This is a genomic window from Coprococcus sp. AF19-8AC, from assembly GCF_003603115.1.
Taxonomy (GTDB): domain Bacteria; phylum Bacillota; class Clostridia; order Lachnospirales; family Lachnospiraceae; genus Coprococcus; species Coprococcus aceti.
Genome location: NZ_QTMI01000003.1, coordinates 470,871 through 483,386 on the forward strand (window position 1 = coordinate 470,871; position 12,516 = coordinate 483,386).

The window sequence follows — 12,516 nt, forward strand, 5'->3', positions numbered from 1 at the left end:
AATGAACGGCTGAAAATAGAAAAGGAACGTCATTTTAGGCGTTCCATAGTCTATGAGTTATTCAATTTTTCTTGTTTCAATACTGATGTGCTGTACCATATCTTTGCATATCTAGGAAAACTTGCGTATCAAGGCTCATTCAATGGTAGTAAATAAGTAGTAAATTGATGTGTTTGTTTCCTTGAAAATGCTGATAGATACTGTGTTTTAGCGGATAATCAGATTTTTATTGTGTTTTTGTCATAAAAATTATTAAATCTTTATAGATATTTAATTGACTGAGAATATATGCAATGATAAACTTTCAAAGATATTTAATTAAAGAAAGAATACGCTTGAAAATGTAAAGGGGAAAACAACGTCAGCTAAAGCATGGCATTTTCTCCGTCAGAAGAAAGCGTAGATATCAGATGAATGTATCCCTGCATAATGTATATTAACGTGTACAACATAACAGCACCTGTACAGGACATTTGAGGCCACCGGTCCTTAGGTGGCATGTAAGTGGCACCTTAGTACCGCTGTAGGCCGAAATGAGCGGGAGCGATCCGGTACAGGTGATGTTATGTTGTGCACATAGAAAGACTAGAGGGGGATACATTCATCTGATTAATAATTGTTCAAGGAGGAAATGACATGCAGATATTCAGAAATCTGAAGCCATATTGGAAGTCGGTCATTATCATAGCCCTTCTTCTTGTTCTGCAGGCATACTGTGATCTGTCACTTCCGGACTACACCTCAAAGCTCATAGATACCGGTATACAGAACTACGGTATAGAGAACTGCAGTCCGAAACAGATCCCAGAGAAAGCCTACAACGTGATAGGCGGATTTATGGATGACGATGAGAAAGCCGTATGGGAGAAATATTATAAAGATGGTTCGGATGGTTATTATTACCTGACAGAAGATGGCGAGGAACACATAGACGAAGTGGATAGTGCCTGTATGAAGGGGCTTATGATGTATTACTATCCATATCAGATGGTGAACTCTGACGAGGACAACGAGATCAAGGCAGGACTCGACAAGATGGGAATCACCCTTGACGAGATGCCGGAGGAGATGTGGGCGCAGATCGGTGAACAGATGAAGCCTGTGGTTGATGGCATGCTCGACAGCATGGGTGAGGATTATATGGAATCCACAGCCATAGCATGTACAAGAATATGCTACGACAGCTTTGGCTACGATTATAAGGCAGGACAGATGTCATATCTGAAGTGGGCAGCGGTGAAGATGCTTGGAATGTCACTTCTCATGGCAGCAGCTGCGGTTCTCATAGGACTTGTGGCGTCAAGGGTTGCGGCAAGCGTTGCCTGCGGACTCAGAGAGAAGGTGTTCAACAAGGTTATCGCATTTTCGGATGCTGAGATCAACAAGTTCTCAACTGCATCTCTTATAACGAGATCTACAAATGATGTCCAGCAGATACAGATGGTTACAGTTATGATGCTCAGAATGGTTCTATATGCACCGATACTTTCTATTGGAGGAATCGTCAAGGTTGTTGAGAACGGAGCCGGAATGGGCTGGGTAATATTCATCGGTATAGCAGCAGTTGTGATCCTCATGGGAACGCTTATGGTCATTGCCATGCCAAAGTTTAAAGTTATGCAGACACTGGTGGACAGAGTAAACCTTGTGTCAAGAGAGATACTTACAGGTATCCCGGTTATCAGGGCATTTGGCAGAGAGGAACGGGAGGAAGAGAGATTCGATGAGGCAAATAAAGACCTGACGAAGAACACCTTGTTCGTCAACAGAGTCATGACATTTGCAATGCCTATACTCATGTTCATCATGTATGCAATAAGCATACTTATAGAGTGGGTGGCAGCCCACAAGATTGATGCGGGTGTCCTTCAGGTAGGATCAATGACTGCATTTATTACATACACAATGCTTATTATCATGTCGTTCCTTATGCTCAGCATGATGTCAGTCATGCTCCCTCGTGCCAGCGTGGCAGCAGACAGAATACAGGAGATCATAAACACTGAAGTGACAGTTCAGGACGCAGCCGGGGCAAAGAAGCTTGAAGCACCAAGGGGTGTCGTAAAGTATGACAATGTCGCATTTGCATATCCGGGCGCAGATGAGAATGTACTTGAGAATATCTCATTTGAGGCCAAGCCTGGACAGACTACGGCGATCATAGGAAGTACCGGTTGTGGTAAGAGTACACTGGTTCAGCTCCTCCCGAGATTCTATGATGTTACGGAGGGTTCGATAACGATAGACGGACAGGATATAAGAGACCTCACTATGGAGAGCGTGAGACAGAATATCGGTTTTGTTCCGCAGAAGGGAATTCTGTTCTCGGGAACGATTGCGTCCAATATAAGATTCGGTGCACCGGATGCATCTGATGAAGATGTCAAGCTTGCAGCTGAGATTTCCCAGGCATCCGACTTCATAGAGGAGAAGGAGCATGGTTACGACAGTGCGGTTGCTCAGGGCGGTGGAAATGTGTCCGGTGGTCAGAAACAGCGTCTTGCTATAGCCAGAGCCATAGCAAGAAAGCCGAAGATCCTGATATTTGACGACAGCTTTTCGGCGCTTGATTTCAAGACGGATGTGGCAGTCAGAAAGGCACTTGGCGAGCACATAAATGACAGCACGGTATTTATCGTTGCACAGCGTGTAAGCACTATACTCTCAGCAGATCAGATACTTGTGCTTGACGAGGGTACGATAGTCGGCAAGGGAACTCACAAGGAACTCATGCAGACCTGTGAGGAGTACAGGCAGATAGCCGAGTCACAGCTTTCTCCATCGGAGATAGCGGCCAGTCTTGGAACTGACTCAGAAAGGCAGGTGTAGGACATGTCAGAACAGAATCAGACAAATAATCAGAGAAGTTTCAGAGGTCCTAGAAGAGGCCACGGTCCTATGATGGGCGGCGATAAAGCCAAGGACTTTAAGGGAACGATAGGAAAGTTATTCAGATATATAGGCAAGTACAAGGCCGCGGTTGTTGTCGTTGCTATATTTGCAATTGGAAGTACGGTATTCAACGTAGTATGTCCGAAGGTACTCGGCAAGGCGACAACAGTCCTGTCCGAGGGAATCATGAACAAGATAACAGGCAACGGCGGAATTGATTTCACGTATATCGGTAAGATATTGCTGTTCTGTCTTGGCCTGTATGTGCTGAGTGTGGCATTTAGCTTTGTACAGGGCTTCATCATGACCGGTATCACACAGAAGGTGTGCTACAGGATGAGACGTGAGGTGTCCGAGAAGATCAACAGGATGCCGATGAGTTACTTTGAGAGCAGAACCTATGGCGAGGTACTTTCAAGGATTACAAATGATATAGATACCATGGGAAATGGTCTGAACCAGAGTATCACACAGCTCATCACATCGGTTAGTACGGTCATCGGTGTAATTGTGATGATGCTCACGATCAGCCCGCTTATGACACTTATATCAGTGCTGATACTTCCGATAAGTATCATGCTCATGATGTTTGTCATCAAGAAATCCCAGAGATTCTTCAAGCAGCAGCAGGAATACGTGGGACACATAAACGGGCAGGTTGAAGAGGTGTATGGCGGACACAATGTCATAAAAGCGTTCAATAAGGAGAACGACGTTAGAAGAGAGTTCCATGAGACAAATGAGACTCTGTACAAGTCAGCATGGAAGTCACAGTTCTTCTCAGGATTGATGCAGCCTATTATGATGTTTGTCGGTAATCTGGGCTATGTGGCAGTTGCCATATCAGGTGCGGCTCTTGCGATCAGAGGAACTATCCAGATAGGTGATATCCAGGCATTTATACAGTACGTGAAGAACCTCACACAGCCAGTTCAGCAGGTTGCCCAGGTCACAAATATGATGCAGCAGATGGCAGCAGCCGCTGAGCGAGTATTTGAACTTCTTGAAGAGAAAGAAGAGGAGCAGATAGTAGAGAATCCTGTATCCACAGAGGGAATCAAGGGTGAGGTAACATTTGAGCATGTAAAGTTCGGATACAACCCGGATCAGATCATCATCAAGGATTTCTCAGCCCATGTAAAACCGGGACAGCAGGTAGCTATAGTCGGACCTACCGGAGCGGGTAAGACCACCATGGTCAAGCTGCTCATGAGATTCTACGACGTGAATGGCGGTGCTATACTACTGGACGGACACAATATTAAGAACTTCAACAGACGTGAGCTCAGGGATGTATTTGGCATGGTGCTTCAGGATACATGGCTGTTCAAGGGCACTATCATGGAGAATATCAGATACGGAAGACTGGATGCCACGGATGAGGAAGTCATCGCAGCGGCAAAGGCAGCTCATGCACATAGATTTATCTCGGCACTTCCGGGTGGATACAACATGGAGCTCAATGAGGAGATAACAAATATCTCCCAGGGACAGAAACAGCTCTTAACTATCGCAAGGGCAATTCTTGCTGACAATCCGGTCCTGATCCTCGATGAGGCTACATCGTCAGTCGATACGAGAACAGAACACAGGATTCAGAGAGCCATGGACAATCTGATGAAGGGTAGGACAAGCTTTGTCATAGCCCACAGACTGTCAACCATCAAGAATGCAGACATAATCCTTGTTATGAAGGACGGTGACATCATAGAGCAGGGTAACCATGATGAGCTCATGGCGCAGAATGGATTCTATGCGGATCTGTATAACTCGCAGTGGAGTTAAAGGATTTATAGATACCCATAGCTTAAAGCTATGGCAAGCCTCAAAATAATAGTATTTTCCATGGACAGCCTATCCTGCTAGAATATCCTCAAGTTAAGAAAACGAGAAAACACTACGGAGGATAAAGACATATGAGCAAATTACAGACACCTTTCAGATACGATTTTGTAGGAAGCTTTCTGAGACCACAGGCACTCAAGGATGCGAAGGCAGCATACAGGGACGGAAAGATCACCAAGGAGGAGTTCGACAAAGTTGTTAATGAGGAGATTACCAAGGTCGTTGCAAAGCAGAAGGAACTTGGATTCCATGCGATCACAGATGGCGAGTTCAGAAGAACATTCTGGCATCTTGACTTTATGTGGGGACTTGATGGAGTTGCCCATGAGAACACTGGAAATGGTGTGAAATTCGATGCAGAGCTTGCGGTTCTTGATGATACGTATCTTGTAGGTAAGATAAAGGCAAAGGCTCATCCATTTGTTGAATATTTCAAGTTCTTAAAGCAGTTCGAGGATGAGAATACAGTTGCAAAGTATACGATACCGGCTCCTGCACAGACATTCCAGCAGATGATAGTACCTGACAATATTGCAAACACAAGGAAGTTCTATCCTACAAATGAGGAGCTTATCCAGGATATCGGAAAGGCTTATCAGGATGTTATTAAGCAGTTCTATGATGCTGGATGCCGAAACCTGCAGCTTGACGATTGTACATGGGGAGCCATAGTGGGGGATGCAGCAAAGCAGAGATATAGGTCGCTTGGAATATCACTTGAGGATGTCAAGAAGGAGCTGCTTGCAGTGAACAATCTTGCCCTTGAAGGAAAGCCGGAGGATATGGTCATCACTTCACATATCTGCAGAGGAAATTACCACTCAACATTCTTCACAAGCGGTCCTTATGACACAGTTGCAGATTATGTATTTGCAAATGAGAATGTAGATGCGCTGTTCCTTGAGTATGACGATGAGAGATCGGGCGGATTTGCACCTCTTGCAAAGGTTTCAGAGAACAAGAAGGTCGTGCTCGGACTTATCACAACAAAATCTCCGGTTCTTGAGGATAAGGAGAAGGTCATTGCAAGGATCTATGAGGCTGCAAAGTATGTACCACTTGACAGATTATGCCTGAGCCCTCAGTGTGGATTTGCATCGTGTGAGATCGGAAACAAGCTGACAGAGGAAGAGCAGTGGGCAAAGCTCAAGCTCGTTAAGGAGATAGCAGAGGAAGTCTGGTCATAAAATAGAGTATTATAGAAGTGAAGTGGCGGCGAACAGAAGCAAGAATCTGTTCGCCGCTTTTTGTGTTATGAAATCTGTTATATACAAGCCTGATCGATATATGATACTATTAAGAAACGCGGAATCCTTGCGGGAGTTATATTCCCAGTGTTTTTGCTCGTGAGGATACTTCTTCTGAGAAAGAAGAATGCTAAAGAAAATGTATGTTAAAAAGCAGAAATATAGATATAGTTAGGAGTTAGATTCATGAAAAAGATTGTAGAGATGTGGAATAGGGTGTCGCTGATCGCGAAGATATTGGTTGGAATAGTGATCGGTGCGGTGCTGGGACTTCTGGTGCCGGGGGCAACGGGAATAGGCCTGATCGGAACCATGTTCGTCAGGGCGCTCAAGGCAATTGCGCCGATACTGGTGTTTGCCCTTGTCATCAGCTCAATTGCAAATGCAGGAAAGGGAAATGGCCAGCAGTTCCGTATGGTGACGATCATGTATATGCTCAGCACGCTATGCGCAGCGGTAGTGGCGGTGAGCGCAAGTTTTATTTTCCCTGTAACCATGACACTGGACCTTGAATCATATCAGGCGGATGTCGTCCCATCGGGAATCATGGAGGTCCTCCAGAATCTTTTGCTCAACATCACCGATAATCCCGTAAATGCGATACTCAACGCAAATTATCTCTGCATACTTGCATGGGCACTTTTGTTTGGACTTGCCATGCGACGGACAAGCAAGTCTATAAAATCTGCACTTGTATCCATATCGGATGCGGTATCAACCGTCGTGAGGTGGATCATCGGGTGCGCACCATTTGGAATCATGGGACTTGTGTTCACGACAGTATCGGAGAGTGGATTGTCGATATTCAAGGAATATGGCAGATTGCTGCTTGTGCTTGTGGGCGCCATGCTTACGGTTGCATTGATCGTAGATCCGCTCCTTGCGACTATCGTCTTAAGGAGAAATGCATATCCACTTGCGTGGAGATGTCTCAGAGAGTCAGGTGTGACGGCGTTCTTCACCAGAAGTTCTGCGGCAAATATCCCAGTGAACATGTCACTTTGCAATAGACTTGGACTTGACCCGGATGTGTATTCGGTATCCATACCGCTTGGCGCGACCATCAATATGGATGGTGCCGCCATCACTATAACTATAATGGCGCTTTCCGTTGCAAATACCATGGGAGTGTCGGTTGACGTTCCGACAGCACTCATGCTCAGTCTTATGGCAACCCTTGGCGCGTGCGGTGCCTCAGGTGTTGCGGGAGGTTCGCTGTTGCTCATTCCTATGGCGTGCTCGCTGTTTGGAATCCCACAGGATATATCCATGCAGGCTGTTGCTGTCGGAATGATCATCGGAGTGGTCCAGGATTCACTTGAGACGGCAATCAACTCATCGGGAGATGTACTCTTTGCCGCTACAGCGGAGTACAGACAGTGGCAAAAGGACGGCAGAGAGTTTAAGATAGGCGCCATCGTAAATCCAGATGAGTAGGATATTCCCATATAAAAAATAATCGGGCATGTTCAGGAAGAAACATACCCGGTTGTTTTTGCCTTTATATTCCCCGTATCCCTGATTCCACAATTCCATTTGAATCTTTAGAGATTCCCTCAAGAACATGCGGAATTACCAACATATCCGTTCCGCATTTAGGACATGCCGCAATTCCCAGCAGTTCGCTGGTGCTTTCCAGACGATATTCAGACTGATAGTCTATACCATCTTTCTGCCACATAAAAATGTGTCCGCATTTGAAACACTTAACTTCCCTGAATGTATTCCCCATAATAAATAATAACCTCCGTTGCAGTTTGTTTGTATTGCCTACAGAAACTTGTCCAGCTCCGCATCGACGTTCTTCCTCTTTTTGATCTTTGGGTGGTCGATGCCTCTTTCAAATATACAATATCCTAAACATGGTTTGCAACAGATGAAGAACTTTTATATAATTGTAGACAGTATGCGGAAGCTAAGATAACATATGGGAACTGAAAGAAAAACAGGAAAATGAACACTATGGGGAATGAGCCATTGTCTGGCAGATCAAAGCCAGAGACAGGTAATAACAAAACAGAATACAAGGCACATTACCATCTGCCCGGACTTTTTGAATTCTACGAGCTGTACAAGGTATTCCTGCCACTATACCGTGAGCACAGGGAATATTTTTACGACTGGTGTGATATCGGCTCGGTGTATGGCGCACCGGGTGACTGCCTCTGGGGTGGCGGCAGAGCAGGATATGGCGACAGCGGTGCCAGAGATGTGCTGGAACTTATGAGCGGGTATGGAATATCGGCGAGGCTGACCTTCAGCAACTCATTGTTAAGACCGGAACATCTTGCGGATAAACGGTGTAATGATTTGTGCAGAGCGTTTGAGAAGGGTGATATTCAAAACGGTGTCATAGTCCATTCGGAGTTGTTGCTTGACTATCTGCAGGAGAACTATCCGGGACTATATATGGTTTCATCTACAACAAAGGTCATTACGGACTTTGACCAGTTTTCGGCAGAGCTTGACCGGGATGAATTCCGATATGTTGTGCCGGATTTCCGGCTGAACAAAGCATTTGACAGGCTGGGGGCGCTTTCGCAAAAGCAGAAAGACAAGGTGGAATTCCTGTGCAACGAATGCTGTTGGTTCTCCTGTCAGGACAGGAAAGCCTGCTATGAGGATGTGAGCCGTATGGCTCTCGGTGAGAAATCAATTCACCACTGTACATCGCCGAACGCAGCAGGTGGCTATCGTTTCTCAAAAGCGATGGAGAATCCCGGATTTATAGGTATAGATGATATAAGGAACATTTACCTGCCGATGGGATTTTCCAATTTCAAGATAGAGGGAAGAGGTCTTGGAAGTGCCATAGTGCTGGAATTTCTGTTATACTATATGACAAAGCCAGAGTACCAGCTGAGGGTAAGAGAAGAGATATATCTTGACAATACGCTGGATCTGTTCTAGGCGTGCGCGGGCAATAGTCAGGGGCTGCGGATAGCATGGGAGGATAATATAGGCAGTCGATATGTATTTGAAATCTGCAGAGTATGTTTCGCAGCTCGTGGAGATAACAGAAAATTCCTGATCGAAGGGGGAAATGTATATGGAGAGAATAAAGAATTTATCCAGGACGCAAAAGGTTCTGATGAGCATTATAGTGGCAATGATCATAGCATTTTCCATAATTTATCCGATTATAATGTCCATAAAGGGAATAGAATTCAGGGGTGACTTTCTGACCCGAAAAGAAGAACAGGGAAATGTGACATATACAGATGGACATACAAGTATCATAGTATATGATGACCAGAGCATAGAATTTAAGTGTTATCATCGATTTACAGGAGATGGGTATAGAGACGTAACATATGGACCATATAGCTGGATGGAGGATCATTCTGCCATACCGGTAGGGACAGAAAACGGCATGTTATCATCTGATGATTATATCGGAGTAAAGATCATGGCGGGTGATAAGGTGTTTTTTAGAGGCGCTGTCTCAAAAGATGGATACATGGTATACAATGCGGACGGCACGATGACCAACGATTTTGATGTGGTTTTAGGAGATTATTATGCAAATCCGCCGGATATTTATGAAATAGTGAAGTTTATTACTGGTCCGCAGACTACAAACAGAGGAAATATAGTATTATATATATTCGGAATCATTATATGCATTATTGCAGTCGTAAGCATGTTGTTTCCAGATGAACTTTTCAGATTGGCCATGTGGCCCAGGGTGAGAAACCTGTATGATGTTGAGCCGTCTGACTGGGAACTTACAGTCCGTGTTATCGAGTGGTATGTGCTTACGATTGGTGCATTTGTGGTATTTGTGATCGGACTTACGATGGGCAGTGTGACGTGACGACTCCGGACGAGTGATAGACAAAAGCGCTTAGCATATAGACAAATAGATGAAAGGATAACTTGAACAATATGGCATACACACCTAATGATATATATGATTATATAATTGAGAATGACAGGGAATCAGAATTCCTGCAGGCGATAACACTCCATAAACAGAACTTTTCCATAGGAGAGATTACAGACAGGCGTTTTCTCGTAAAAGAAGACAAGACGGTAAAGTTTATATCAAAGATGTATAAGATAAATATACAGATCACGGATGACGACATCATAACAGCGGTCATGAATGGCCTCTATGTGAGTGCATTTATCTCAAGACAGGGCGATGCTTATAATGTGCACTTCCTGGTACACGCATACCCGGAAAATATGAAGTCGCAGTTTGACGATGAGATCTTAAAGGAAGTGTTGCGGTACATGATCATGATGACTATTGTACGGCTGAGACTGGATACGCCGGAGAAGGTGGAAGAATATCTGGGGAGCAGGGAGTAGCACTTTATGTAAATAAAGCTTATAGTCGCACCCCCTGGCTTTTTTTATGAATAATATTTGGCTGTTATAAAGTAGTTTTGATGAAACAAAAAAGCTGTCTGAAATAATTCAGACAGCTTCTGTCACGTGCGCAAGAGGATTCGAACCCCCGACACCTTGGTCCGTAGCCAAGTGCTCTATCCAGCTGAGCTATGCACACATGTTGCTTAACAACATCAGTTATACTACAACAGATTTGATAAAATGTCAAATGAAAAGTTGCAAATATTTCAATTTTTTCATTCTACCTGAGGTTGAAAAATATCAGTAATAGATAACTGTAGTTATTCTTCAGGTGATTCTCTCTTAAGTTCAGGAATATATCGCTGACCATAAATGCTGTTCTTGATGGACTGCATCTCAAGGTCTGTTGCGGATATCACATCTGCGCATTTCTTAAGTCTTGCGGAGATCATGTCCACGTTCGGGATATCCTTCTTATATCTGAGCTGGTGATCCAGGCTTGCCCAGAAGTCCATCGCGATTGTTCTGATCTGTACCTCCACACGCATATTCCTTGTGTGGTCTGCGAAGAACACAGGAATCTCGACTATGACATGCAGACTGCGGTAGCCATTTGGCTTTGGATGCAATATGTAGTCTTTTGCTTCGATCAGGGTGATGTCGTCCTGACTTATGAGCTTTTCTGCCACCATATATATGTCGTCGATGAATGGGCAGATGACTCTTATTCCGGCGACATCATCCAGATTGGTCAGTATACTTGCACATGTAACCGGACAGCCCTTGCTTGCAAGCTTTTTGGCAATGCTGACAGGCTTTTTGATCCTTGACTGTATGAATTCTATAGGATTTCTCTTATATCTTACGCTGAAATCATCGTTCAGCACTTCAAATTTTGTCTTCACCTCTCTGATGGCACATGAATACATCATCATGATCTCCTCAAAACTCTGCATCTCCTGCATGAAAGGATTTTCCTCCGGGCGCAGGAGTGAATTGATGTATTTGCTGTTCAGAGCGTTTGTCTGTATTGATTCCATAACTCCTCCAAAATGTAAAAAAACTGGAATGGTGTGTCCTGTTGCACAACTATGTGTATTATACTACATTCCACTTGTGCTTAAAAATAAAATTTTATAAAATACCTGTGAATGATCAATAAATACTGACAGGCATAACCCTTTTGCTTTATTTGTCAGTTCACAGAGTCAGGAGAAGACAATGAGCTATTTTGATGAGATGATCGCCACGGAGCGTATACCGGATTCCTATGTGGGATGGGAACAGTACAGACGTGAGGTGACGGAATATATAGAAAATAACTGCCGGGTAAAAAAAGAATCCGGGCAGGATGCAGATGCAGCGAATTCAAAGCCTGTGCTTGCACTGTGGGGAATAGGGCCGGCCGGCGATATAGATATAGGAAGATTGGCAGATAATTACAGGCTGGTGCTCATAGACAGAGACAGGGAAGCTGTGCTTTCGGCAGTCAGGGAATATGGGCTGAAGGAACAGGATTATATAATAGCGGATATTCCATTCTGGCATGTAGACGATGACCAGTACCGCTTGTATGAGGCGATGCTTGAGGACTGTGAGGACATCGAGCATATACTTGAGTTCCTGACAGGCATAGCGACTGCCAATTCCGGTAAATATATTGGCATAACGGAATCTGGGGATATAGTAAATGACACCGACAGGTATCTTGATATATTTGATTACAGTGTGGCGGTCGGGCTTCACAGCCAGCTAAATTCCAGATTTGCGGCATTGCTTTACCACTACAGGGACAATTATCATGACGAGGATCTTAGACTCATAAGCAGTGCCATCTCGGGGCTGAACGAGGCGGCGGTGGAGAGACTCAATGACTACATGTACCATATGACAAAGGATGTCCTCATATATGGATATGAGGTCGCTGCATGTGAGGATCAGACATGCGCAGAGAAGCTTGCAAATGCATTTGACAGGCGGGATGTGGAGACGATGAAGTCGGTGGAGCACATAGAAGGTGTGGCACAGCTCATGAAGGATATGTCGCTTCATATGAACTATGACGTGGAGCTGGTTGACAGCCGCCATATGGTATGGCCATTTGACACGGCTGGTGGCAGGAAAAATTACGTGATGGGATTTGCCGCCATGCGGAAGATATGATGTTGCAAATAGGCGGAAAAGATTAAAAAGTTAAATGACATTCCATAAA

The 12,516-nt window shown here is 44.5% G+C and carries 10 protein-coding genes and 1 tRNA gene; 8 read left to right on the plus strand and 3 right to left on the minus strand.

Annotated features, from left to right (window positions below; genetic code table 11):
• Nucleotides 1–636: 636 nt before the first annotated feature.
• The 4 genes from DWX57_RS10250 (at nucleotide 637) to sstT (ending at nucleotide 7,421) form a co-directional block, all read left to right on the plus strand.
• Complete coding sequence (locus DWX57_RS10250; protein ID WP_118018412.1) at nucleotides 637–2,829, plus strand: ABC transporter ATP-binding protein; 2,193 nt, start codon at nucleotides 637–639, stop codon at nucleotides 2,827–2,829.
• A 3-nt stretch (nucleotides 2,830–2,832) separates the two neighbouring features.
• A complete protein-coding gene (locus tag DWX57_RS10255; RefSeq protein WP_118018410.1) occupies nucleotides 2,833–4,677 on the plus strand; it encodes an ABC transporter ATP-binding protein in 1,845 nt (614 codons plus the stop codon).
• Nucleotides 4,678–4,808: 131 nt separating this feature from the next.
• Nucleotides 4,809–5,924: a 5-methyltetrahydropteroyltriglutamate--homocysteine S-methyltransferase gene (locus DWX57_RS10260; RefSeq protein WP_118649850.1), complete on the plus strand. Its 1,116-nt coding sequence runs from the start codon at nucleotides 4,809–4,811 to the stop codon at nucleotides 5,922–5,924.
• A 246-nt stretch (nucleotides 5,925–6,170) separates the two neighbouring features.
• A complete protein-coding gene (gene sstT, locus DWX57_RS10265) occupies nucleotides 6,171–7,421 on the plus strand; it encodes a serine/threonine transporter SstT (protein ID WP_118649849.1) in 1,251 nt (416 codons plus the stop codon).
• A 64-nt stretch (nucleotides 7,422–7,485) separates the two neighbouring features.
• On the opposite strand, the gene DWX57_RS10270 is transcribed toward sstT, so the two are convergent.
• Nucleotides 7,486–7,716, minus strand: coding sequence for a hypothetical protein (locus DWX57_RS10270; RefSeq protein ID WP_118649848.1), 231 nt, complete (start codon nucleotides 7,714–7,716; stop codon nucleotides 7,486–7,488).
• A gap of 230 nt (nucleotides 7,717–7,946) precedes the next feature.
• Between DWX57_RS10270 and DWX57_RS10275 the strand changes: the two genes are divergently transcribed.
• From DWX57_RS10275 to DWX57_RS10285, 3 genes are all read left to right on the plus strand, one after another.
• The gene (locus DWX57_RS10275; protein ID WP_243017714.1) at nucleotides 7,947–8,894 is read left to right on the plus strand and encodes a hypothetical protein; all 948 of its coding nucleotides are present in this window, start codon (nucleotides 7,947–7,949) and stop codon (nucleotides 8,892–8,894) included.
• A 139-nt stretch (nucleotides 8,895–9,033) separates the two neighbouring features.
• Nucleotides 9,034–9,801: a hypothetical protein gene (locus DWX57_RS10280; RefSeq protein ID WP_118649847.1), complete on the plus strand. Its 768-nt coding sequence runs from the start codon at nucleotides 9,034–9,036 to the stop codon at nucleotides 9,799–9,801.
• 71 nt (nucleotides 9,802–9,872) lie between these two features.
• The gene (locus DWX57_RS10285; RefSeq protein ID WP_055224266.1) at nucleotides 9,873–10,301 is read left to right on the plus strand and encodes a hypothetical protein; all 429 of its coding nucleotides are present in this window, start codon (nucleotides 9,873–9,875) and stop codon (nucleotides 10,299–10,301) included.
• A 125-nt stretch (nucleotides 10,302–10,426) separates the two neighbouring features.
• Here DWX57_RS10285 and DWX57_RS10290 read toward each other — a convergent pair.
• Together DWX57_RS10290 and DWX57_RS10295 are read right to left on the minus strand one after the other, a co-directional pair.
• A tRNA-Arg gene (locus DWX57_RS10290) sits at nucleotides 10,427–10,500 on the minus strand.
• Nucleotides 10,501–10,624: 124 nt separating this feature from the next.
• Nucleotides 10,625–11,344 carry a GTP pyrophosphokinase gene (locus DWX57_RS10295; protein ID WP_120124021.1) on the minus strand — a complete coding sequence of 240 codons (720 nt, stop codon included), beginning with the start codon at nucleotides 11,342–11,344 and terminating at the stop codon, nucleotides 10,625–10,627.
• 181 nt (nucleotides 11,345–11,525) lie between these two features.
• Here DWX57_RS10295 and DWX57_RS10300 point away from each other — a divergent pair, with 181 nt between their 5' ends.
• A complete protein-coding gene (locus DWX57_RS10300) occupies nucleotides 11,526–12,467 on the plus strand; it encodes a hypothetical protein (protein WP_120124023.1) in 942 nt (313 codons plus the stop codon).
• Nucleotides 12,468–12,516 lie beyond the last annotated feature (49 nt).